This is a genomic window from Enterobacter cloacae complex sp. IR5450 (genome assembly GCF_049238665.1).
GTDB classification, from domain to species: domain Bacteria; phylum Pseudomonadota; class Gammaproteobacteria; order Enterobacterales; family Enterobacteriaceae; genus Enterobacter; species Enterobacter hormaechei_C.
In genome coordinates this window covers 45,345-66,887 of record NZ_JBMKIC010000022.1, presented here as the reverse complement: position 1 = coordinate 66,887, position 21,543 = coordinate 45,345, and the positions used below count along the sequence as shown (strand labels likewise).

General features: G+C 55.9%; 23 protein-coding genes and 1 pseudogene. 16 read left to right on the top strand and 8 right to left on the bottom strand.

Annotated elements, in window-relative coordinates; genetic code table 11:
• Nucleotides 1-7: 7 nt before the first annotated feature.
• From ACOTYB_RS16560 to ACOTYB_RS16545, 4 genes are all read left to right on the top strand, one after another.
• The gene (locus ACOTYB_RS16560) at nt 8-505 is read left to right on the top strand and encodes a YbjO family protein (RefSeq protein ID WP_086527936.1); all 498 of its coding nucleotides are present in this window, start codon (nt 8-10) and stop codon (nt 503-505) included.
• 40 nt (nt 506-545) lie between these two features.
• Complete coding sequence (rlmC, locus tag ACOTYB_RS16555; RefSeq protein WP_045337503.1) at nt 546-1,673, top strand: 23S rRNA (uracil(747)-C(5))-methyltransferase RlmC; 1,128 nt, start codon at nt 546-548, stop codon at nt 1,671-1,673.
• 121 nt (nt 1,674-1,794) lie between these two features.
• On the top strand, nt 1,795-2,502 hold the full coding sequence (locus tag ACOTYB_RS16550; RefSeq protein ID WP_022650690.1) for a response regulator transcription factor: 708 nt from the start codon (nt 1,795-1,797) through the stop codon (nt 2,500-2,502).
• Nucleotides 2,486-3,955, top strand: coding sequence for a sensor histidine kinase (locus ACOTYB_RS16545; protein ID WP_022650691.1), 1,470 nt, complete (start codon nt 2,486-2,488; stop codon nt 3,953-3,955). The genes ACOTYB_RS16550 and ACOTYB_RS16545 overlap by 17 nt, the downstream gene beginning before the upstream one ends.
• A gap of 75 nt (nt 3,956-4,030) precedes the next feature.
• Here ACOTYB_RS16545 and artJ read toward each other — a convergent pair whose 3' ends face one another.
• The 6 genes from artJ to ACOTYB_RS16515 all read right to left on the bottom strand — a co-directional run bounded on the left by artJ (nt 4,031) and on the right by ACOTYB_RS16515 (nt 8,550).
• The gene (artJ, locus tag ACOTYB_RS16540; RefSeq protein WP_220153691.1) at nt 4,031-4,762 is read right to left on the bottom strand and encodes an arginine ABC transporter substrate-binding protein ArtJ; all 732 of its coding nucleotides are present in this window, start codon (nt 4,760-4,762) and stop codon (nt 4,031-4,033) included.
• Between the two features lie 173 nt (nt 4,763-4,935).
• Complete coding sequence (gene artM, locus ACOTYB_RS16535) at nt 4,936-5,604, bottom strand: arginine ABC transporter permease ArtM (RefSeq protein ID WP_003858369.1); 669 nt, start codon at nt 5,602-5,604, stop codon at nt 4,936-4,938.
• Nucleotides 5,604-6,320 (bottom strand): arginine ABC transporter permease ArtQ, encoded by a 717-nt coding sequence (gene artQ / locus ACOTYB_RS16530; protein WP_003858367.1) that lies wholly within the window; start codon nt 6,318-6,320, stop codon nt 5,604-5,606. Before artQ ends, artM begins: the two co-directional genes overlap by 1 nt.
• Nucleotides 6,321-6,326: 6 nt before the next feature.
• On the bottom strand, nt 6,327-7,058 hold the full coding sequence (gene artI, locus ACOTYB_RS16525; RefSeq protein WP_006174322.1) for an arginine ABC transporter substrate-binding protein ArtI: 732 nt from the start codon (nt 7,056-7,058) through the stop codon (nt 6,327-6,329).
• An 18-nt stretch (nt 7,059-7,076) separates the two neighbouring features.
• Nucleotides 7,077-7,805, bottom strand: a complete 729-nt coding sequence (gene artP / locus ACOTYB_RS16520) for an arginine ABC transporter ATP-binding protein ArtP (protein WP_006809439.1) — start codon at nt 7,803-7,805, stop codon at nt 7,077-7,079.
• 226 nt (nt 7,806-8,031) lie between these two features.
• The gene (locus tag ACOTYB_RS16515; protein ID WP_421765842.1) at nt 8,032-8,550 is read right to left on the bottom strand and encodes a lipoprotein; all 519 of its coding nucleotides are present in this window, start codon (nt 8,548-8,550) and stop codon (nt 8,032-8,034) included.
• Between the two features lie 97 nt (nt 8,551-8,647).
• On the opposite strand from ACOTYB_RS16515, the gene ACOTYB_RS16510 reads away from it, so the two are divergent.
• The 3 genes from ACOTYB_RS16510 (at nt 8,648) to ACOTYB_RS16500 (ending at nt 10,691) form a co-directional block, all read left to right on the top strand.
• The gene (locus tag ACOTYB_RS16510; RefSeq protein WP_003858361.1) at nt 8,648-8,971 is read left to right on the top strand and encodes a heavy metal-binding domain-containing protein; all 324 of its coding nucleotides are present in this window, start codon (nt 8,648-8,650) and stop codon (nt 8,969-8,971) included.
• Nucleotides 8,968-9,798, top strand: a complete 831-nt coding sequence (locus ACOTYB_RS16505; protein WP_045337502.1) for an N-acetylmuramoyl-L-alanine amidase — start codon at nt 8,968-8,970, stop codon at nt 9,796-9,798. The genes ACOTYB_RS16510 and ACOTYB_RS16505 overlap by 4 nt, the downstream gene beginning before the upstream one ends.
• Before the next feature lie 269 nt (nt 9,799-10,067).
• Nucleotides 10,068-10,691, top strand: coding sequence for a helix-turn-helix domain-containing protein (locus ACOTYB_RS16500; protein ID WP_022650695.1), 624 nt, complete (start codon nt 10,068-10,070; stop codon nt 10,689-10,691).
• A 3-nt stretch (nt 10,692-10,694) separates the two neighbouring features.
• Here the strand turns inward: ACOTYB_RS16500 and ACOTYB_RS16495 are convergent, their stop codons facing one another.
• Both ACOTYB_RS16495 and ACOTYB_RS16490 read right to left on the bottom strand, forming a co-directional pair.
• A complete protein-coding gene (locus tag ACOTYB_RS16495; RefSeq protein ID WP_409248802.1) occupies nt 10,695-11,327 on the bottom strand; it encodes a hypothetical protein in 633 nt (210 codons plus the stop codon).
• Nucleotides 11,327-12,889: an ExeA family protein gene (locus ACOTYB_RS16490; RefSeq protein ID WP_220153692.1), complete on the bottom strand. Its 1,563-nt coding sequence runs from the start codon at nt 12,887-12,889 to the stop codon at nt 11,327-11,329. Before ACOTYB_RS16490 ends, ACOTYB_RS16495 begins: the two co-directional genes overlap by 1 nt.
• Nucleotides 12,890-13,189: 300 nt before the next feature.
• Between ACOTYB_RS16490 and gspC the strand changes: the two are divergent.
• From gspC to gspK, 9 genes and pseudogenes are all read left to right on the top strand, one after another.
• Nucleotides 13,190-13,920 (top strand): annotated as a pseudogene (gene gspC, locus ACOTYB_RS16485) (type II secretion system protein GspC).
• Between the two features lie 13 nt (nt 13,921-13,933).
• Nucleotides 13,934-15,856 (top strand): type II secretion system secretin GspD, encoded by a 1,923-nt coding sequence (gene gspD / locus ACOTYB_RS16480; RefSeq protein WP_022650699.1) that lies wholly within the window; start codon nt 13,934-13,936, stop codon nt 15,854-15,856.
• Nucleotides 15,857-15,870: 14 nt separating this feature from the next.
• Nucleotides 15,871-17,349: a type II secretion system ATPase GspE gene (gene gspE / locus ACOTYB_RS16475; protein ID WP_022650700.1), complete on the top strand. Its 1,479-nt coding sequence runs from the start codon at nt 15,871-15,873 to the stop codon at nt 17,347-17,349.
• Nucleotides 17,349-18,557 (top strand): type II secretion system inner membrane protein GspF, encoded by a 1,209-nt coding sequence (gene gspF, locus ACOTYB_RS16470; protein WP_022650701.1) that lies wholly within the window; start codon nt 17,349-17,351, stop codon nt 18,555-18,557. The genes gspE and gspF overlap by 1 nt, the downstream gene beginning before the upstream one ends.
• Nucleotides 18,558-18,560: 3 nt before the next feature.
• Nucleotides 18,561-19,010, top strand: coding sequence for a type II secretion system major pseudopilin GspG (gene gspG, locus ACOTYB_RS16465; RefSeq protein WP_003858352.1), 450 nt, complete (start codon nt 18,561-18,563; stop codon nt 19,008-19,010).
• Complete coding sequence (gspH, locus tag ACOTYB_RS16460; RefSeq protein ID WP_003858349.1) at nt 19,010-19,495, top strand: type II secretion system minor pseudopilin GspH; 486 nt, start codon at nt 19,010-19,012, stop codon at nt 19,493-19,495. The genes gspG and gspH overlap by 1 nt, the downstream gene beginning before the upstream one ends.
• Complete coding sequence (gspI, locus tag ACOTYB_RS16455) at nt 19,488-19,868, top strand: type II secretion system minor pseudopilin GspI (RefSeq protein ID WP_003858348.1); 381 nt, start codon at nt 19,488-19,490, stop codon at nt 19,866-19,868. The genes gspH and gspI overlap by 8 nt, the downstream gene beginning before the upstream one ends.
• Nucleotides 19,865-20,524: a type II secretion system minor pseudopilin GspJ gene (gene gspJ / locus ACOTYB_RS16450; protein ID WP_220153695.1), complete on the top strand. Its 660-nt coding sequence runs from the start codon at nt 19,865-19,867 to the stop codon at nt 20,522-20,524. Before gspI ends, gspJ begins: the two co-directional genes overlap by 4 nt.
• Nucleotides 20,521-21,531, top strand: coding sequence for a type II secretion system minor pseudopilin GspK (gspK, locus tag ACOTYB_RS16445; protein ID WP_022650704.1), 1,011 nt, complete (start codon nt 20,521-20,523; stop codon nt 21,529-21,531). The genes gspJ and gspK overlap by 4 nt, the downstream gene beginning before the upstream one ends.
• The last annotated feature ends 12 nt before the right edge of the window (nt 21,532-21,543 follow it).

The following is a 21,543-nucleotide window of genomic DNA, read 5'->3' as shown; positions in this document are numbered from 1 at the left end:
CGCGGCACTGTTTTTCAGGGAAGTAAAAACATTGGGATTCTTACAAAAAACACGTCATTCGCACGCCCGTCCGAACGTCCCTGCACTGGTGCAGGTGGCGGCGCTCGCCATTATTATGATCCGCTGTCTGGATGTGCTGATGATAATGAACACGCTGGGTCCGCGCGGAATGGGGGAATTTATTCACCGCAGCGCGCAGACGTGGAATCTGACGCTGGTGTTTCTCAGCAGCCTGATGCTGGTGTTTATTGAGATCTACTGTGCGTTCTCGCTGGTGAAAGGCCGTAACTGGGCGCGCTGGGTGTATCTGCTGACGCAGATCACCGCCGCAGGCTACCTGTGGGCCGCCTCGCTGGGCTATGGCTATCCGGAGCTGTTCAGCATACCCGGTGAGTCGCGACGTGAGATTTTCCATTCACTGGTGATGCAAAAACTGCCGGATATGCTGGTTCTGTTCCTGCTATTTGCACCAGCTTCGAGCCGGCGGTTCTTCCGCCTGCAATAATGTGTATAATCGCAGCCCTCGTGTTTCTTAAGGTTTTCATATGCAGTGCGCACTCTACGACGCCGGACGCTGCCGCTCCTGTCAGTGGATAGAACAGCCGGTCTCTCAACAACTCACCGCCAAAATGGCCAACCTGCAACAGCTGCTGGCAGCACACGCGGTGGGCGAGTGGTGCGCACCCGTCAGCGGCCCGGAGCAGGGCTTTCGCAATAAAGCCAAAATGGTGGTCAGCGGCAGCGTTGAAAAGCCGCTGCTGGGGATGCTGCACCGCGACGGTACGCCGGAAGATTTAACCGACTGCCCGCTGTATCCCGCCTCGTTTGAGCCGGTGTTTAGCGCTCTGAAACCGTTTATCGCCCGGGCGGGGTTAACGCCCTATAACGTTGCCCGCAGGCGCGGCGAGCTGAAATACCTTCTGCTGACCGAAAGCCAGATCGACGGCGGGATGATGCTGCGCTTTGTGCTGCGTTCGGAAACCAAACTGGAGCAGCTGCGCGCGGCACTTCCGGGATTGCAGCAACAGCTTCCGCAGCTCAAGGTTATCACCGCAAATATTCAGCCGGTGCATATGGCGATCATGGAAGGGGAGAAAGAGATCTTCTTCACCGAACAGCATGCGCTGGAGGAGCGTTTTAACGGCGTGCCGCTGTGGATCCGTCCGCAAAGCTTCTTTCAGACTAACCCCACCGTCGCCAGCGCGCTGTACACCACCGCGCGCGACTGGGTGCGTGCGTTACAGGTTCATCACATGTGGGATCTGTTCTGCGGCGTCGGCGGCTTTGGCCTGCACTGTGCCACGCCAGACATGCAGCTCACCGGCATTGAGATCTCCGCCGAAGCGATTGCCTGCGCGAAGCAGTCCGCCGCGGAGCTGGGGCTGACGAATCTGCACTTCCAGGCGCTGGACTCCACGCAGTTCGCGACCGGGCAGGGCAACGTGCCTGAGCTGGTGCTGGTGAACCCGCCGCGCCGGGGCATCGGCCAGGCGCTCTGCGACTACCTGAGCCAGATGGCGCCGGAGTACATCGTCTACTCCAGCTGTAACGCGCAGACCATGGCGAAGGATATCGCCAGCCTGCCGGGCTACCGCATCGCGCGCGTTCAGCTTTTCGATATGTTCCCGCATACCGCCCATTATGAAGTGTTGACGTTGTTAACCAAAGCGTAGGCCGGGTAAGGCGAAGCCGCCCCCCGGCATAAACCCCACACAATGTTCAACAAAATGTGAACTCTTCCCCCCGGTGAAATCGGGTAAGCTTAAGCCATGAGAAACAAATAAAGGCTTACCCATGAAGCAGATCCTGCTGGTAGAAGATGACCACGATATCGCGGCACTCCTGCGTCTTAACCTGGAAGATGAAGGCTACGCCATTACCCACGAGCCCGACGGGGGCAACGCCTTACAGCGTCTTGAAACACAGCCGTGGGACGCGGTGATCCTCGATCTGATGCTGCCGAATGTTGATGGTCTGGAGATTTGCCGCCGTATCCGCCAGATGACCCGCTACCTGCCCATTATCATCATTAGCGCCCGCAGCAGTGAAACTGACCGTATTACCGGCCTGGAAACCGGGGCGGATGATTATCTGGCAAAACCTTTCTCGGTGCAGGAGCTGATTGCCCGCATTAAGGCGCTGTTCCGCCGACAGCAGGCGATGGGCCAGGCGCAGACGGACGGCATTATTCAGGCGCACGGTCTGACTATCGATCCGCTGGCGCGCACCGTGCGTCTTAACGGTCAACACGTCGATCTCACTCCGCGTGAATTTGAACTGCTCTATTTTTTTGCTCGCCATCCTGGAGAGGTCTTTTCACGGCTGGCATTGCTGGAGCAGGTGTGGGGGTATCAGCACGAAGGCTACGAACACACCGTCAACACCCATATTAACCGCCTGCGCATCAAAATAGAAAAAGATGCCGCCGAGCCGGAGATCGTTCGCACCGTCTGGGGCAAAGGCTACAAATTTGCGGAGCAGAATCATGATGCGTCGCTTTAGCCTGAGCCAGCGCCTGACGCTGCTGTTTACGGTGTTACTGCTGCTCTGCGCCACCGTCGCCTGTGCGGTGCAGCTCTACAGTAGCATGCAGTACGGCAACGCGATGGTGCAGCGGCTCTCCGGCGGGCTGGCGCAGCAGATTGTGCAGCGGGAAGCGATTCTGGATTCGCAGGGCAGGGTGGATCGCAGCGCCTTAAAACCGCTGTTCGACCGGCTGATGACCTTTAATCCGAGCGTCGAGCTGTATGTTGTCTCGCCTGATGGCGATATCCTGGCCGATGCTGCCCCGCCGGGGCACATTCAGCGGCAAAAAATTGACCTCGCGCCGATACAGAATTTCCTGAGCGGGACGGTGATGCCGGTGTTTGGCGACGATCCCCGAAGCCAGAATAAGAAAGTCTTCAGCGCCACCCCGCTGCGGCAGGACGGCGAGCTGAAGGGGTATCTGTACATTATTTTACAGGGGGAAGAGTCCAACGCGCTGGCGGAGATGGCCTGGCACAAAGCGCTCTGGAGTACGGCGCTGTGGTCGATGCTGCTGGTGGCGCTGTTTGGTCTGCTGGCGGGGGTGCTGCTCTGGTACTGGGTGACGCGCCCGGTTAAAGAGCTCACGCTGGACGTGGCCGGGCTGGAGCAGGACAGCATCAGCGCGATTAAGCAGCTGGCGGCCCAGCCGCTTGAGCCTGCCGGCCAGGATGAAGTGGCGATCCTGCGCAATACCTTTATCGAGCTGGCGCGCAAAATCACCTCTCAGTGGGATCGGCTGGCCGACAGCGACCGCCAGCGCCGGGAGTTTATCGCCAACATTTCGCACGACTTACGCACCCCGCTGACGTCGCTGCTGGGTTATCTGGAAACGCTGTCGCTCAAATCCGCCACGCTGTCGCCGCAGGAGCATCAGCAGTACCTCGCTACCGCGCTGCGTCAGGGGCAAAAGGTACGCCATCTGTCGCAGCAGTTGTTCGAGCTGGCGCGTCTTGAGCACGGCGGCATCAAGCCCCAGCGCGAGCGTTTTGCCATGGCTGAACTGATTTCCGACGTGGCGCAGAAGTTTGAGCTTACCGCCCGCACGCGCGAGGTGAACCTGCGTATTGATGTGCCGGGGCGATTGCCGCTGGTGAACGCCGACGTGTCGATGATCGAGCGCGTGGTCACTAACCTTCTGGATAACGCCATCCGTCATACGCCGAGCGGCGGAGAAATTCGTCTGGCGGTCTGGCAGGAGAATGAACGACTTCAGGTCGAAGTGGCAGACAATGGTACGGGCGTAGATGCCTCGCTGCGCGACGATTTGTTCCAGCGGCCTTCAGCGTTAAATCCTCAGGCGTCGCGAGAGAACCGTGGGGGATTAGGGCTGTTAATCGTGAAGAGAATGCTGGAGCTGCACGGCGGTGGGATCAGGCTGATGGAGTCCGTGAGCGGGGCGCGGTTCAGGTTCTTTGTACCGCTATGAGAAATTGCCGGGTGGCGCTGCGCTTATCCGGCCTACAGACCACCCCCGCAGGCCAGACCACCCGGCAAAAAGAGATTACTGAGGGAACCACTGCTCGCTGATTTTCTGGTACGTACCGTCAGCTTTGATCGCTTTCAGCGCGCCGTTCAGTTTCTCAAGCAGAGCCTTGTTATCCGGACGCACGGCAATACCGAGGCCAGTGCCGAAATACTGCGGATCGGTCACTTTCTCCGTCGCTGTACTCAGCTGCGGGTTGGTTTTCAGCCACTCATTCACGACTGCGGTGTCGCCAAATACGCCATCGATACGGCCATTTTTCAGGTCGATAATGGCATTCTGGTAGCTGTCGTAGGCCACGGTTTTCACTTCAGGATGCTTGTCCTGGAGGTATTTCTGGTGCGTGGTGCCGTTCTCCATGCCGATGCGCTTGCCTTTCAGCTCGTCGAAAGATTTATAAGCTCCTTTCTTCGCAATCACCACCGCAGAGTTCGCGTAGTACGGGTCGGTGAACGCGACCTGCTTGCTGCGCTCTGGCGTAATGTCCATGCCGGAAATCACCGCATGGTATTTTTTAAATTTCAGGGACGGGATCAGGCTGTCAAATGCGTGGTTAGTAAAGGTGCAGTCGGCCTGCATCTGTTTGCACAGCGCTTTCGCCAGGTCAATGTCGAAACCGACGATCTGGTTGCTGGCATCCAGCGATTCAAACGGCGGATAGGTGGCAGAAACGCCAAAATTGATTTTATCGGCGGCGGATGCGCCAGCGGCGAAGGTTGCGAGTAATGCGGCCAGAACTAACTTTTTCATTGTAATGCTCCCGTCTGTCTTATTGATGCGCCGTGTCTGCGGCCTGGATGTACAATGCCAGTTAATGAATTTATATGCAATAAAAATGATTAAGTATTATTTTAATCACAAAAAAAAGCGGATAACCCATCAGGTTACCCGCTCCATGAATACCGTTTTATGCATTTGCGTGGTTAATTCCTGCGCTCAAACGCTAACGCCTTACGCTCGATAAGACGCATCATCAGCGTCAGCAGACCGTTGACCACCAGATAGACCAGACCCGCCGCACCGAACACCATTACGTCGTAGGTGCGTCCGTACAGCAGCTGTCCGTGGCCCATCACTTCCATCAGGGTGATGGTGTAGGCCAGTGAGGTGCTTTTGAACACCAGAACGACTTCGTTGGAATAGGAAGAGAGCGCGCGCTTAAAGGCATAGGGCAGCAGGATCGCCAGCGTATCCTTCTTGCTCATGCCCAGCGCTCCGCAGGACTGCCACTGGCCTTCCGGGATCGCGCGAATGGCACCGTAGAACAGCTGCGTGGTGTAGGCGGCGCTGTTCAGCGAGAGGGCAATCAGGGCGCAGAGCCACGGTTCAGAGAGCAGGTGCCAGATCACCGGGTATTCCTGTAACGACGGGAACTGCCCCGGGCCGTAGTAAATCAGGAAGATTTGCACCAGCAGCGGCGTACCGGTAAAGAGCGTAATGTAGCCACGTACAATCCACACCAGCACTGGCGTTTTCAGCGTCAGGACGATGGTGAAGATCAGCGCCAGGATCAGCGCCACGATGATAGACGCGACGGTCAGCGTCAGGCTGGTGTGCAGCCCTTTCATCAGTTCGGGTAAATAATCCAGCATCAGCCTGGTCTCCGTTCAAAACGCGTTGCGCGCAGGTCAATACGCTTCAGAACGTACTGGCTCAGCAACGTGATCACCAGGTAGATTGCCGCCGCGACGATGTACCAGGTAAACGGCTCCTGCGTACGGGTGGCGATACTTTTGGTTTGCAGCATCAAATCGTTCACGCTGATCAGGCTTACCAGCGCGGTATCTTTCAGCAGTACCAGCCACTGATTACCCAGCCCTGGCAGGGCATGACGCCACATCTGCGGCATCACCAGGCGGAAGAAGATCGCCGCTTTCGACAGGCCCAGCGCCTGACCGGATTCCCACTGACCCTGTGGCACCGCTTTCAGCGCGCCGCGCAGCGTTTGTGACGCATAGGCTGAATAGAGCAGGGAGAGCGCAATCACGCCGCACAGGAACGGGCTGACGTCGAAGTTCTCGATCTGCATCTGCACCGGGATTTGCGCAAAGCCGAGATTAATCGTGAAGCCGTCCGACAGCGTTAACAGCAGCTGTGAGGAGCCGAAATAGATAAACAGGACCACCAGAATTTCCGGGAGTCCACGCAGCACAGTCACCAGCGCTGAACCGAGCCATGCGACAGGGCGCCACTTAACGGATTCCCACACCGCAAAGAACATCGCCAGTACGAGGCCGATAATCAGTGCACAAACGGCAAGGCCGACGGTCATCCCGGCGGCGCTTGCTAAAGGAAAAATTTCATTCATCAGGAATTACTTCTGGAACCATTTTTTGTAGATGGTTTCGTAGGTGCCGTCTTTCTTCACTTTTTCCAGCGCAGCGTTGAATTTCTGCTGCAACTCGGTGTTGCCCTGACGTACGGCAATACCCAGACCTGTACCGAAGTAGTCTTTATCGGTCACCTTGTCACCCACGGCAGCCAGCTTGTCGTTCGCTTTCAGCCATTCAGTCACGACAGCCGTATCCCCGAACACCGCATCGATACGACCGTTTTGCAGGTCCAGTTTCGCATTCTGGTAGCTGTCATACGGCACGGTGGTGATTTCCGGGTGCTTATCCATGATGAATTTCTGGTGCGTGGTGCCGTTCTGCACGCCGACTTTCTTGCCTTTCAGCAGGTCAACGGAGGCGTATTTACCTTTCTGACCGATGAACAGCGCCGAGTTGTCGTAGTAAGGGGTGGTGAACAGAACCTGCTTCTCACGCTCCGGAGTGATGTCCATACCGGCCATTACGGCGTCAATACGGCGGAACTTCAGGCTTGGGATCAGGCTGTCGAACGCCTGGTTGCTGAAGGTACAGGTCGCGTCGATCTCTTTACACAGGGCATTTGCCAGGTCCACGTCGAAGCCAACAATCTTGTTGTTCGCATCAATGGATTCAAACGGAGGGTAGGACGCTTCAGTGGCGAAACGGATGGTCTGGGCTGCGGTAGCGGAAAGGCTGACGCTAGCAAGCAGCGCGGCAATCAATACTTTTTTCATTATAATTTCCCTAACACATCAGTGTGATAAGTAGTTTTTGAAGGCATCGGTTTGCGGGTTAGTGAAGCAGCTCGCGTCACCCTGCTCAACGATATACCCGTTTTCCATATAGACCACGCGGCTGGCGGTTTTGCGTGCCACTTCCACCTCGTGGGTCACGATGACCTGGGTAATGTTGGTTTCCGCCAGCTCACGAATGATACTCACGATCTGGGCAGTAATTTCCGGATCCAGCGCCGCGGTCGGCTCATCGAACAGCAGCACCGCTGGCTCCATCATCAGCGCACGGGCGATCGCCACACGCTGTTGCTGACCACCAGAGAGATGCAAAGGATAACGGTCGCTGTACGGTTTCAGACGCAGACGTTCCAGCAGCTTTTCAGCACGCGCCATCGCCTGGTCTTTGCTTAAGCCAAGCACGCGGCACGGGGCTTCAATCAGGTTTTGCACCACCGTCAGATGCGGCCAGAGATTGTATTGCTGGAAAACCATGCCCACGTTTTGACGCAGTTCACGAATCGCTTTATCAGAAGGGGTTTTCGCGAAGTCAAAATGGTTACCGGCGATGGCCAGCGTTCCCGAACGGGGCATTTCAAGCAGATTTAAAACACGCAGAAGGGAGCTTTTTCCCGCGCCGCTTGGGCCAAGCAAAACCAGCGTTTCGCCCTCCGGGCAACTCAGCGTAATGTCGAACAGCGCCTGGTGTGCGCCGTAGAAGCAGTTAATGCCGTTTAGTTTAATACTCATCGGGGCAGTCTTTACTCATCCAGGCAAACTATAGCAATTGAGGCCGCAGATAGTACCGTTGACAGAATAGTTATGCAATATTTATGCGTTAAAAGTTAAATATAACCCGTGTTTACTCTTAAACATAGCACAAAATAGCGACGGGAAAGGGGGGCGAGTATAAATGTCGGCATTCCGCCTGAAATGCCGGACATTTTACGGGGTTAACGTTTATTTAACGGATGCGTTAGCGGTTCTCAATCGACTGGCGAAGGGTGCCTGCCGGGGCATGAACGCTGCCGCCAATGTAGCGTACATCATCTACTGCCCAGCACTGGCCTTCACGGATCATCAGCACCTCATCCTGCCAGGTTTGCGTCCCCTGGGTTAGCTTCACGCGCAGGGGAATATTGCGTGCGTCAGTATTTGGAATGGTGGATGCGCTGGCGACGTCGGCGCTGTCCGGCAGCGTGGCGCGGCTTGAGAACGGATCGGATGACAGCAGGGCGTTATGCTGCGGATCGCGCGAAGCGTCGGTGAGCAGTTTCGCCAGATTATCGCTCAGGTACGGGCGCAGGACGGTCAGGTCATTACCGCGATGCTGAATACGGTAATCATAAAATTGTTGCGCCACGGCGTCCGGGCCACCCTCAATACAAGGGCCGCTGCGGGTTCCGATATCCTTAAAGGCTGGCGTGACCGGCGTTGTGCAGGCGCTGAGCACCAGCGCGCATGGCACTAAAAGCGTTAAAGCAGAGTAGCGCATGTTGATTTCCTTATTTATTAACTATCCTTTCAATCATAGCGTAACGAACCGATAATGCAGTTGCTAACGCATTGAACGCTAAAGAAGGAGAGAAAGTATGCAGTTTTCAACAACGCCAACCCTGGAAGGTCAACCGATTACCGAGTACTGCGGCGTGGTCACCGGTGAGGCGATTCTGGGCGCGAACATATTCCGGGACTTCTTTGCCGGCATTCGGGATATCGTCGGGGGTCGCTCCGGCGCGTACGAGAAAGAGCTGCGTAAAGCGCGTGACATTGCGTTTAAGGAGCTGGGCGAGCAGGCCAAAGCGCTGGGCGCGGATGCGGTGGTAGGTATTGATATCGACTACGAAACGGTCGGGAAAGATGCCAGCATGCTGATGGTGAGCGTAAGCGGTACGGCGGTGAAAACCCGTCGATGAAGCGTTCGCTCTCAACCCTCCTGCTGGCGATATTGCTGGCAGGATGCGCCTCGGAAGAGGGCATCGTTGATAAAGGCGCGTACGAGCTGGATACGCGCCATCAGGCGCAGGCGGCCTACCCGCGTATAAAGGTGCTGGTTATTCACTACACCGCCGACGATTTCGACACCTCGCTTGCGACCCTGACCGATAAAAACGTCAGCTCTCACTATCTCATTCCCGCAAAGCCCCCAGCACCACAGGGCAAACCGCGTATCTGGCAGCTGGTCCCGGAGAGCGAGCTGGCCTGGCATGCGGGCATCAGCTTCTGGCGTGGCACCAACCGCATAAATGATACCTCCGTCGGCATTGAGCTGGAAAACCGCGGCTGGCGGCAAACCGATGGCGTGAAAACCTTTACCCCCTTCGAACCGGGGCAAATTGCGGCGCTGATCCCGCTTGCCAGAGACATCATCGCCCGCTACGACATAAAACCGCAGAACGTGGTGGCACACTCGGATATCGCCCCGCAGCGCAAAGACGATCCTGGCCCGATGTTTCCGTGGCGCGAGCTGGCGCAGCAGGGTATCGGGGCCTGGCCCGATCCGGCGCGGGTGAGTTTTTATATCAACGGCCGACCGCATTATCAGCAGGTTGATACCGCAGCGCTGCTCGATCTGCTGGCGCGCTACGGTTACGAGGTGCCAGAAAACAGCACGCCCGCACAGCAAAAACGCATCATCATGGTTTTCCAGATGCATTTCCGCCCGCAGTTATGGAATGGCGTAGCGGATGTGGAAACCATGGCGATTGCCGAAGCACTTTTAGAGAAATACGGGCAGGGGTAAACCTTCGGATTACCCCCGAGTGAGTATATTTTCTTAAGTTTCTATCAGATTAATCCTAAGTACAAACTCATTTCATTTTTAGTTAATTGACTTAAAATTATCCCGATTTAAGATGGACACATAGCGCGCTAAGTAATGTAGCGAATTAATCAAAAACTTTACTCTTTTATTTTTATTCTTGAGATTTTCATCAGGTAAAAATTTATGGTTCGGCGTAAATGCCGCGGCCATCTTATTTTAAAAAATCACATCTTAAATCGGGTATAACAATGTTAAGCATCTATGGAAAAAAATTACGTCCACAATATGAAATGGAAAGAATTATTTCTGCAACCGCAGGCGTTGAAGAAAAAACGTTAAAGAAATGGCAGAAAATTTCCACTACTGATTCCGGTTACATTCATGTCATCGTCAGCGGCGAAGTCGAATTTCGACGTGAATCTGACGAACTGTGCATGTTTACTGTCACCGGACAATGCCTTTTCGGCCTATCGTCAATGTATTACAACGCCACCCATATGTACGGCCTTGTCCGGACGAATACGGTCGTTCGCTCGATCAAGAAAGAGGTCTTCGCCCAGCTGATGACCGAAAAAAATCTGTGGCCTGACCTGACCAAAGTCCTTTCCTGGTACATATGCGTGATGAGCAAACGTGATGATGTTCTGGTTGCCCGCAGTGCGTATTCTGTTGTTCGTGAATTTTTATATGAGATTAACGATCTGACTGTTCATCAGCAACGTGATATTAACGTTTATGATTACATTCAGGAATACACTAACCTCGCACGTAGTACTATTATCAAAATCCTCTCCGATCTGAAAAAAGGTCAATATATTGTGGTGGAAAAAGGTCGATTGCTTAATCTCACCGCACTGCCTGAAAAATATTAACACCTACTCCCGCCGTTCTCCTTTCTCACTCAAAGGAGAACGGCTATTTCCACTGTTTTTTACACTCGCTTGTGAATTATCCTGCGTTTCGTCAACCGGCGGCGCGGGAATTTTTCCTTGAGAATAATCCTGCTCCTGCTCTTTTAATGCCTGCTTAAATAATTCCGTTAATGATGACTCTTCACTGCTCGTGCTGGCGGGGGCGATATCGTGCTCATGCGCCTCGGTTCCGGGTAAGGTATCCCGCGAGGTATCGTGCGGCACCGCGCCCTCGGGCGCCTGCTGCCAGTCGGCATCATCACTGCTGATCGGCAGATCCTGCATCGGTGGAACATCAACATGCACTGGCGCAACTTTAGGCTGCGGATGCGGGAACGGTTTACTCACGTACACGTAATGCATTTCCGAAAGCTGCGTTTCCGGTTTGGCAACGCTGGCGTTGACCGGTTCAGGTGCCGGGTGGCGCAGGTTCCAGTAGACGTGCATATACAGGCCGACAACCAGCATGGCGCAAAACCCGACCAGCCATAACGCTGTTTTGCCGAATACGTTTTTCAGGCTGGGGAGGCGGTACGAAAACCAGACCGCTTCCCCGGTTGTATAGCTGCGCTGGGCCGCAAGGCAGATGGTCGACATTAGGCTTTCTTCTCCTGCATTTTTGCGTCCGGGGTGGTGCGGGTTGCCTGAATCAGTACGCCCGGCGTGCTGTTGGTCACGCGCATCAGCTGCATCAGCGTTTCTTCACCGGGGATGCCATCCACGTGCAGATGCATTTTTTGCTGGAACTCGCGGGTGCGTTTCATCATTTCTGCGGTCCAGATCCGGGCATGCGTTTCGGGCTGGCTCAACGCGATGCTTAACTGCTGATCGAGCCAGACCATGTCTTTGCTGTCGCTGGCCGTGCCGATCGCGTCTTTTCCTTCCGGTGTCAGGCGGTGCAACTGGGTGAAGTTGCCGGTCGCATGCCGGTTAAACCAGCTGCGGCTTACCTGCCAGGTCCGGTTATTCATTAACAAGTCAATTGATGTATCTCCGACCCTGGCGACCACTGCATAGTTAAGGTGACCGCTGGTTTTCAGCTCACTGACCCACGGATACCCTTCCTGCGCCAGCGTCTGCGGGGACGCGTTCCCCTGTTTACACATCAGGTTCACTTTAGCGGCGTTCTGGCACAGCGCATCGTCGGCCGAGGCGTCATACCCCCACATGAGATAAAGCTGATGCATCGCATCCGGCTGATTAACTATTTCGTTGTCGATAACCGGCACTACGGCTGCCTCAGGTTTTGGCGTCTGCTGTTTCCAGCTGACGGGCACCGGCAGCTGGATCGGCAGGCGCGCGCCGATCGACGAGGTAAAATACCAGCCGCAGGCGGCAAACAGCACGGACGCAAACAGCCCCACGGTTGCCAGGCGCTTACCGTGTTTTTTGGCGGGCAGGATCTCTCCCGCCGCCAGACGTAAATGGCGTGGGCTGACCTGTGCCGCGCGTTCCGTCCAGGCGGCGAGCATTGACAGGTGTGCCAGCGCGTTCAGTTTGCTGATGTTGCCTTTGGTCAGCGTGTGCATTTTGCGCACGCGGGCAGGCGGCAACGGCGAATGTTCACAGTCGTGTTCTTCGCACTGCGCCTGCACATAGCTCAGGTATTCGCGGCAGGTGAGGGGGCGCAGGACATGATGTGTGTGCGTATATTCGCGCAGTTCAGGTTGCTTTAGCAGGCGTTCCTGCTCCGCAGCACCCGTCAGCACCACGGCGAGCCGGAAGTTCAGCTCCTGGGCGCGCTTGAGCAGCGTTCCCAGGACTTCACGGCAGCTCTCCTTCATGGCTTCGGAATGGGCGATGGTCAGCACTCTGGATTTTGCTTTCCCCTCCTGCCACTGGCGCAGGACGGCATCCACCGCCTGCATGCGATCTTTAATCGCTTTCGTTCCCGGGTTGAGTTTGTACAGCAGGCTACTGGCACTCAGTTTGGGAAACGCGTTGATGGCAATAACGGTATTGCTGCTGGCTTTCAGCGCGTCGATGAAGTGGCTCAGAAGCGGAGCGTCGTCGCAAAAAAGCCCGATAATACCCGCCAGCTGGGTTTTCTCTTTCAGCAGGTTGAACACGTCCTGATGATAAGGCACCAGAAAATCACCGGATAAACGGGTGATTGTCCTGAATGGCGGATTTTTAAAATTAAAGTGGCTCTGATACATAACGACTGACCGTCTCTGATTAGGAATAGCAACAGCAGCAGAAAGTAAGGTAATGCCCCTGAGCGGTCAATTTGCAGACAGGGTAAAAATATCCAGCTGGCCGCGCCTAACATCTGGATTTTATACGGTCAATATTTTTCTGTATGAAAGTTGGTGGCGAAGTCAGTGGTCGTATTTGCAACAGCTTATTACTATTTTCCTCCATATTGGCGCAGTATGACGCTGCTTATTTTTGCTTTGCTATAGGCCGGATAAAAAATGAGGTTCTCATTTCTGTCACGGTGGATAACGCCTTGTCTTATGTTTGTGCTGCTCATTTTTAGCGGCCAGCAAGGGTATCTCACCTTAAAAGATTATAAAAAAGTTACGAATAAGTTGGCTAAAGCTGATCTACAGCCGCTGAAAAAAACGCACGAAGATAAACCCTTCACGCTTTTTACGGCTGCCGTCCGTCAGGAGAACTTAGCGGATGCGGCAAAAGCCCCGCTGGCAGCGGAGATAGAGGGCATTGTGCGCAGTGATGACGCCTGGCTCTCCTTTGCTGTTATCAAAACCCCAGGCGGTCAGCGAAGCTACCGTGAGGGTGAACCTCTCGCCGGATTTAACGACGCATTTATTCAGGAAATAAACAAAGATAATGTGGTGGTTAATTATGAAGGTGCTACGCAGGTACTGGCGTTAAATAAACCGGACTATTTTAAGGGGGGCGTGGATAGCGGCCCGGTTACAAAATCGACGAAAGATGCTGGCGCTAAAGTTTGCATCTTGATGATTATCTGGTGTTAAAACCCATCATTGAAAAAGGCCGACTGGAAGGCTACAGGATAAATCCAAGGAATGCCTCCGCCTTTTACAGTCAGTCAGGTCTGGAAAAAGGCGATGTGGCGGTTCAGGTTAACTCTGTCGATATGACCGATGAAGCAAAAGCGAAAAGCATTATTGCCAACTGGTCGAAAATGAAAGAAGCGGATGTCGTCGTGCGGCGTCACGCTCACCTTGAAAATATTCGGGTTAATGTTCTAAACAATTAACAAGTGTGCAGACATGAAAAAATTTCCCTGGGCGTGCGTGGCGCTGACCGCATTGTCGTTATATTCCAGTTCGCTGCTTGCAGCTAACTTTAGCGCGAGTTTTAAAAATACTGATATTCGCGAGTTTATCGATACGGTAGGCCGCAATCTCAACAAAACCATTCTGGTCGACCCGTCCGTCCAGGGCACCGTCTCGGTCCGAACCTACAACGTGCTGACGGAAGATGAGTACTACCAATTCTTTCTGAGCGTGCTGGATCTCTACGGCCTGTCGGTGATCCCGTTGGACAACGGCATGGTCAAAGTGGTGCGCTCAAGCGTGGCGCGTACCGCCGGTGCGCCGCTGGCAGACAGCAAGAACCCGGGCAAAGGTGATGAGATCATCACCCGCGTGGTGCGCATGGAAAACGTACCCGTTCGCGAGCTGGCCCCGCTGCTGCGTCAGCTCAACGATGCCACTGGCATCGGGAACGTGGTGCACTTTGAGCCGTCCAACGTCCTGCTGTTAACCGGTAAAGCCTCGGTGGTGAACCGCCTGGTGGATCTGGTGCAGCGCGTCGATAAAGACGGTATTCAGCGCCGCGAAATCATCCCGCTGCGCTTTGCCTCTGCCAAAGAACTTTCGGATATGTTGAACAACCTCAACAACGAAGAGCAGAAAGGGCAGAACGCGCCACAGCTGGCGACCAAGGTGGTGGCGGATGACGAAACCAACAGCCTGGTGATCAGCGGTTCGGAAGATGCGCGCGCGCGTACCCGTTCCCTTATCCATCAGCTGGATCGCGAGCAGAATAACGAGGGGAACACCCGCGTCTTCTACCTCAAATATGCCAGCGCCACCAAAGTGGTGCCGGTGCTGACCGGGATTGGCGAGCAGCTGAAAGACAAGCCGGGCGCGGCCAAAGCGAAAACCGCGAGCGCCTCAACCGATCTGAATATCACCGCCGACGAGTCAACCAACTCCCTGGTGATCACTGCGCAGCCTAATGTGATGAACTCCCTGGAGAAGGTGATCGACAAGCTGGATATTCGCCGTCCGCAGGTGCTGGTGGAAGCGATCATTGCCGAAGTGCAGGACGGCAACGGCCTGGATCTTGGGGTGCAGTGGACCAGCAAGCACGGCGGCGTGCAGTTTGGCGCTACCGGCCTGCCAATCAGCCAGATTAAAAATGGCACCATGAAAGGGGCGAGCTTCACGGGCCTTGCGACCGGCTTCTTTAACGGTGATTTCGGTGCGCTGATGACCGCGCTCTCCACCAACGGCAAAAACGACATCCTCTCCACGCCAAGCGTGGTCACGCTGGATAACAAAGAAGCGTCATTCAACGTCGGTCAGGATGTGCCGGTGCTTTCCGGTTCGCAAACCACCAGCGGCGACAACGTGTTTAACTCCGTTGAGCGTAAAACCGTCGGTACCAAGCTGAAGATTGTGCCGCAAATCAACGATGGCGACATGATCCACCTGAAGATTGAGCAGGAAGTGTCCAGCGTTGACAACAGCGCGACGGAAGATTCCAGCCTCGGCCCAACCTTCAACACGCGCACGATCAATAACGAAGTGATGGTTCACAGTGGCCAGACGGTGGTGCTCGGCGGCCTGATGGAAAATGTGACCAAACAGTCCGTCTCCAAAGTGCCGCTGCTCGGCGATATCCCGCTGGTCGGGCAGCTGTTCCGCTACACCTCGCAGGATACCTCTAAACGCAACCTGATGGTGTTTATTCATACCACCGTCCTGCGTGACGACGACAACTACAGCGCAGCCTCGAAAGAGAAATATGACCAGATCCGGGTGCGCCAGATGCAGCGCGTGGAAGAGAAAAAGCTCGGTATTGTTGAGCCGAGCGACAACGCCGTCCTGCCCGCGTTTCCTTCAGCAAGCCCTCACGTCGCACCGGTGAAAACCTCCGCGGCACGCAATCCGTTTAAAGAGTAAGGCGGAGGGATACCGTGGACGAACTGAGTAAATCCCTGTGTAGCAGCAACTACGCAAAAGATAACGGCGTTCTGCTTTACAACAATGACGTCTATATCCGTGAGGACACCCCGGCGTTAGCACTGCTGGAGGTGCGCCGGGTGCTTGGACGCGCGTTCGTCCCGATCACTCTGGCGCCGGAAGCGTTTGACGAGATGCTGGCCAAAATCTGGCAGCAGAGCAGCGGCGTGTCGCAGCAGCTGGTGGATGACATGGACGCGGATATCGATCTGATGGCGTTAACCGAGGAGATCCCGGATAACGAAGATCTGCTCGATAACGACGAAAACTCGCCGGTGATCCGCCTGATCAACGCCATTCTCGGCGAGGCGGTGAAGGACGGCGCGTCGGATATTCATATCGAAACCTTCGAGCGCACCCTGAGCATTCGCTTTCGCGTTGACGGCGTGCTGCGCCCGGTGCTGCAACCGGCGCGTAAGCTCGCCCCGCTGCTGGTATCGCGAATCAAGGTGATGTCGAAACTCGACATCGCCGAGAAACGTTTACCCCAGGATGGCCGTATCTCCCTGCGCATCGGTCGCAAGGCGATCGACGTGCGTGTGTCGACCATTCCGTCCCAGTACGGCGAGCGCGTGGTGATGCGTCTGCTCGATAAAAGCAATCTCAAGCCCGACATCAACAAGCTGGGGCTGATTGATGAAGAACTGGAGAAGCTGAAAGGGCTGATCGAACGCCCGCACGGGATCATCCTCGTTACCGGCCCGACGGGTTCCGGTAAAAGCACCACGCTGTACGCCATTCTTTCAGCGCTGAACGGCCACGAACGCAACATTCTGACCGTGGAAGATCCGATTGAGTACGAGCTGGAAGGGGTGGGGCAGACGCAGGTTAACCCGCGCGTGGACATGACCTTTGCCCGCGGGCTGCGCGCCATTCTGCGTCAGGACCCGGACGTGGTAATGATCGGGGAAATTCGTGACGGTGAGACCGCCCAGATTGCGGTGCAGGCGTCGCTGACCGGTCACCTGGTGATGTCGACGCTGCACACCAACAGTGCCGCAGGGGCGATAACCCGTCTGCGGGATATGGGGCTGGAGTCCTTCTTAATCGGTTCATCGTTGCTCGGTGTCATTGCCCAGCGTCTGGTGCGTCGGCTGTGTACGCACTGCCGGACCACCAGTCCGCTGGACGCCAATGAAAAAGCGCTGTTCAGCTTTATGGACGCGCCGCCAGAAGCGATTTACCGCGCGGTGGGGTGCGAACACTGCCGTCAGAGCGGCTATCAGGGCCGCGCCGGTATTCATGAATTTCTGGTGGTGGACAGCGCCATGCGCCGCGCCATCCATGAAGATAAGGACGAAATGTCCCTCGAAACGCAGCTCTTTAAGCAGGCCTACAGCCTGCGTGAAAACGGGCTGCTGAAGGTGATCGGCGGCGTGACGTCTCTGGAAGAGGTCATGCGCGTCACCGCCGAGCGTGGGGGGGATGCATAATGGCTTTCTACGCCTGGACAGCGACGGATGCCGCGGGGAAAACCCAGCGCGGGACGTTACAGGCCGAGGGGCAGAAGCAGGTTCGCCAGTGGCTTCGCGAGCAAAAACTGATGCCCGTCAGCATTACCGAAACCCGCGAAACGGCGGCTGGCGGGAAAGCGAAAACCGGGGTGAAGCTCTCCACTCCGGTGCTGTCGATGTTTACCCGTCAGCTTTCGACGCTGGTCAACGCCGCGCTGCCGCTGGAGAGCGCGCTGAAAGCGATCTCGAAGCAGACGGAAGACAAAAAGCTGGCGGCGATGGTGGTGGAGATCCGCGAGAAGGTGGTGGAAGGCCACACCCTGTTCGATGCCTTCAGCCAGTTCCCGCGCACCTTCGACAAGCTTTACTGCACGCTGGTGATGGCCGGGGAGAAAACCGGTCACCTGGGCGACGTGCTGGAGAAGCTGGCGGAGTACAACGAGCAGCGCCAGAAAATGAAAAGTAAGCTGACGCAGGCGATGGTCTACCCGATAACCCTCACCGTGGTCGCCATCGCGGTCATCAGCATACTGCTAGTGGCGGTGGTGCCGCAGGTGATCGAGCAGTTCACTCACATGAAGCAGCAGCTGCCGATCACCACCCGGACGCTGATTGCGGTAAGTGATTTCCTGCAAGCCTGGGGCATTTATATTGTGGGCATTCTGGGGGGGGGCTTTATCGGCTTCAAAACCTGGCTGAGGAATGCCAAAAACCGTTTTCGCTGGCACAGCTGGCTGGTGAACGGCTCGCCGATTAAAAAGCTGGTCTGCGCCATCAACAGCGCCCGCTATATCCGTACCCTGAGTATTTTGCAGGCCAGTAGCGTGCCGCTGCTGGAGGGAATGTATATCGCGATGGACGGTATCGAAAACCGCTATGCCCGGCAGGTGCTGGAGCAGGCCGCCGACACCGTGCGCCAGGGGGCGTCGCTGTATGCGGCGCTGGAACAGGCGAAATTATTCCCGCCCACCATGCTGTATATGGTTGCCTCCGGTGAAGAGAGCGGGGAATTAGGTAATTTAATGGATCGCGCGGCGGAAAATCAGGAATCGGCCTTACAACATCGAATTACATTAACGCTGTCGGTCTTTGAACCGGCGCTGGTGGTATCCATGGCGACGATTGTTTTATTCATCGTGCTTTCAATATTACAACCGCTTCTGCAACTTAATAATATGGTAGGTTAAATCATGGCTTTAAAACGTAAAAACCTGGCTCGCCAGGCGGGCTTCACATTGCTCGAATTAATGGTGGTCATTGTTATTCTCGGCGTACTGGCGAGTATGGTAGTGCCAAATTTAATGGGCAATAAGGAAAAAGCCGATACGCAAAAAGCAACCAGCGATATTGTCGCGCTCGAAGGCTCGCTGGATATGTACAAGCTGGATAACCACCGCTACCCGACCACAGAGCAGGGTTTGCAGGCGCTGGTGACCAAACCTGAAATCGCGCCAATCCCGAACGGCTACCGCACGGACGGCTATATCCGTCGCCTGCCGCAGGACCCCTGGGGCAATGATTATCTTCTGGTGAGCCCGGGTGAACACGGCGCGGTGGACGTCTTCTCAGCCGGTCCGGACGGCGAAGCCAATACCGCCGATGACATTACCAACTGGTCTCTGGATAAGAAAGAGAAATAATGAAAAATCAACGCGGCTTTACGTTGCTGGAAATTATTCTGGCGCTGGTGATATTTGCCAGTTGCGCCATGATGGTGGTGTCCACCATTCCTTCGCGCAGCGGCGCGGATATATTTGGCCAGCAATTAAAAGCGCTTGTTGATTATGGTTCAGACCGTGCGGTGATGGACGGAAATATTGTCGGGCTGGTGATCGCCACCGATAAATATCAGCTGGTGACGATCGCCGATGAAAATGGCGAGCGTCACTGGGTGCCATTATCTGCCGGACGCATTACCACCAAAGGTGATTTTCCGGAAGAGATGCATGTGTCGCTCTCGCCGCAGCGCCTGGCCGCGACGGTGACGTCCGAGCCGCAGGTGATCTTTTTACCGGACGGTGAAATCAGCCGCTTTACGCTGACGCTGCAAAGTTATGACAAACAGCACCATTTCCGCGTGGTGTCGCAAGGTGCGGCGCCGTTATCGGTAGAAAACGATGGCTAACGGCAACAAAAAGCAAAAGGGGATGACGCTGCTGGAGGTGATGGTCGCTCTGGTGATTTTCTCCACCGCCGCGCTGGCGCTGATGAACTCGGTCTCCCTGAACGTGCGTTTTACCCATGGCCTGGCCGATACCTTGCAGGCCAGTTGGGTGGCGGAAAACCAGCTGGCGGAAGCACAGCTCACGAAAACCGACTTCCCGGATGCTGAACAGCAGGGGACGGAAATCATGGGCGGGCGCAGCTGGAACTGGCGTAAGCAGCGGGTGAAAACCGCCGACAACGTCTGGGCGAATACAATACGCGTGTATGCGGAAGGCGATGAGAGCCAGCCGGTTATTTCCCTGCATATCATTCCGCCGGGAGAGAGCAAGTGAAGAAAACGCGACGCCAGCGCGGATTTACCCTGCTGGAGATCATGATTGCGCTGACTATCTTCGCGGTGATCCGCACCCTGGCCTGGCAAATTCTGGACGGCGCGATGCGTACCAGCTCGGCGACGGATGCCAGCGCCGCAAAGCTCAACCAGCTTCAGCGCGCCTGGAGTCTGATGGAGCGTGATTTTTTCCAGCTTCAGGCGCGCGCCCCGCGTAATGAGCCGGAGCTGTTTCGTCAGGCGGGCGATGCCCTTGAACTGACCACCCTGAATGGCGTGAGCGGAACGGTCCAGCTGGAGCGCGTGCGCTGGCGGCTGGAAGAGGGGCGTTTGTATCGCGACGTCTGGCCGGTCATTGACGGCCCGGCGGACGTTAAGCCTGACGAAGTGCCGATTGTCAGCGGCGTTAAATCATTGCAGTGGCGGTTTTATCGTCAGGGCTGGCTGAAAAGCTGGAGCGACGCCGCCCATCTGCCGGACGGCGTGGAGGTTACGTTGACGATGGAAAACGGGGATACCTGGCGCTGGGTATTCACCACGCCGGGTGATATGCAGGAGGTGGCCGCTGCCGCGGCGCCAGAGAAAGCCGCCGACGCGCCTGGGACGCCCCCGGATGCAGCCCCTGCGCCTGCCCCTTCGCCGGAGACCAGACCATGAAGCGGATGCGTCAACAACAGGGCGTAGCCCTGCTGGTGGTGCTGATTTTGCTGGTGATGATGTCGGCGCTGGCCGCCAAAATCAGCCAGCAGTTCTGCCGTAATTTGCAGAAAACGCATTATCAGGTAAGCCAGCAGCAGCTGCGCTGGGCGATGCAGGCCCAGGAAAAAGTGGTGAAGGACCGGTTACAGACCGACACCAGTGGCGAGAGCAAGCCGCTGGCGCTGGACGGCGACTGGCATCAGCCGCTGGAGACGCAGGGTGAAGATTACACGGTCGTGAGCCAGGTGGAAGATGCGCAGGACTGCTTTAACGTCAATAACCTGTTGACCGCCGACATCGCACCCCAGGGGCAAAGCGCTCCCGCGGTGGCGGAAACACCGCTTAAAGCGCGGATTGTAGAACAACTTCTGACGGAAAGTGGGCTCAGTCCGGGCACGGCGGAGGCGGTCTATTTCCAGCTGGTGGATTATCTCGATGGTGACAGCACCACGGCGAAGGAGGGGGCCGAAAGCGATGCGTGGGCTGGCGTCGTGCCCGCGCGGCAACCGGCAAATCAGATGATGCGCAGCATCGCGGAAATCAAACTGCTGCCGGCGTTCCCTGTTACGGCATATCCAAAGGTGAGCAAGCTGTTATGCGCGCTGCCGGACGCCGCCAGCAAGGTGGACGTGAACACCCTGCAACCGGAACAGGCCGCCGTGCTGGCGGCCATGTTCCCGGGAAAACTCACGCGGGATGACGCCGTTCGCCTGCTGGATTCGCGTCCGGAATCGGGCTGGGAAAATATGGAAGCGTTCAGCAAAGCGCTGGAGCAGGCCTTCCCGCAGTTAAAAGACGATCTCCCGCAGGTGGTAGATCAATTTTCTATAAACAGCCGGTACTTCCGCGTGAATTACACCGGCAATACCGATGAATTAACGCTTCGCGTGGTCAGCCAGTTTCAGGTGAATAACGAAGCCGGTGAGATCGTGACGTGGCAGCGTCGTTACCGAATGATTGAATAAGAAAAGTAGAAC

What these genes read in the sequence shown, in the direction of transcription:
- rlmC (WP_045337503.1), top strand. Translation starts at nt 546, where the DNA reads ATGCAGTGCGCACTCTACGACGCCGGACGCTGCCGCTCCTGTCAGTGG.
- ACOTYB_RS16550 (WP_022650690.1), top strand. Translation starts at nt 1,795, where the DNA reads ATGAAGCAGATCCTGCTGGTAGAAGATGACCACGATATCGCGGCACTC.
- ACOTYB_RS16545 (WP_022650691.1), top strand. Translation starts at nt 2,486, where the DNA reads ATGATGCGTCGCTTTAGCCTGAGCCAGCGCCTGACGCTGCTGTTTACG.
- artJ (WP_220153691.1), bottom strand. Translation starts at nt 4,762, where the DNA reads ATGAAAAAGTTAGTTCTGGCCGCATTACTCGCAACCTTCGCCGCTGGC.
- artM (WP_003858369.1), bottom strand. Translation starts at nt 5,604, where the DNA reads ATGCTGGATTATTTACCCGAACTGATGAAAGGGCTGCACACCAGCCTG.
- artQ (WP_003858367.1), bottom strand. Translation starts at nt 6,320, where the DNA reads ATGAATGAAATTTTTCCTTTAGCAAGCGCCGCCGGGATGACCGTCGGC.
- artI (WP_006174322.1), bottom strand. Translation starts at nt 7,058, where the DNA reads ATGAAAAAAGTATTGATTGCCGCGCTGCTTGCTAGCGTCAGCCTTTCC.
- artP (WP_006809439.1), bottom strand. Translation starts at nt 7,805, where the DNA reads ATGAGTATTAAACTAAACGGCATTAACTGCTTCTACGGCGCACACCAG.
- ACOTYB_RS16515 (WP_421765842.1), bottom strand. Translation starts at nt 8,550, where the DNA reads ATGCGCTACTCTGCTTTAACGCTTTTAGTGCCATGCGCGCTGGTGCTC.
- ACOTYB_RS16510 (WP_003858361.1), top strand. Translation starts at nt 8,648, where the DNA reads ATGCAGTTTTCAACAACGCCAACCCTGGAAGGTCAACCGATTACCGAG.
- ACOTYB_RS16505 (WP_045337502.1), top strand. Translation starts at nt 8,968, where the DNA reads ATGAAGCGTTCGCTCTCAACCCTCCTGCTGGCGATATTGCTGGCAGGA.
- ACOTYB_RS16500 (WP_022650695.1), top strand. Translation starts at nt 10,068, where the DNA reads ATGTTAAGCATCTATGGAAAAAAATTACGTCCACAATATGAAATGGAA.
- ACOTYB_RS16495 (WP_409248802.1), bottom strand. Translation starts at nt 11,327, where the DNA reads ATGTCGACCATCTGCCTTGCGGCCCAGCGCAGCTATACAACCGGGGAA.
- ACOTYB_RS16490 (WP_220153692.1), bottom strand. Translation starts at nt 12,889, where the DNA reads ATGTATCAGAGCCACTTTAATTTTAAAAATCCGCCATTCAGGACAATC.
- gspD (WP_022650699.1), top strand. Translation starts at nt 13,934, where the DNA reads ATGAAAAAATTTCCCTGGGCGTGCGTGGCGCTGACCGCATTGTCGTTA.
- gspF (WP_022650701.1), top strand. Translation starts at nt 17,349, where the DNA reads ATGGCTTTCTACGCCTGGACAGCGACGGATGCCGCGGGGAAAACCCAG.
- gspG (WP_003858352.1), top strand. Translation starts at nt 18,561, where the DNA reads ATGGCTTTAAAACGTAAAAACCTGGCTCGCCAGGCGGGCTTCACATTG.
- gspH (WP_003858349.1), top strand. Translation starts at nt 19,010, where the DNA reads ATGAAAAATCAACGCGGCTTTACGTTGCTGGAAATTATTCTGGCGCTG.
- gspI (WP_003858348.1), top strand. Translation starts at nt 19,488, where the DNA reads ATGGCTAACGGCAACAAAAAGCAAAAGGGGATGACGCTGCTGGAGGTG.
- gspK (WP_022650704.1), top strand. Translation starts at nt 20,521, where the DNA reads ATGAAGCGGATGCGTCAACAACAGGGCGTAGCCCTGCTGGTGGTGCTG.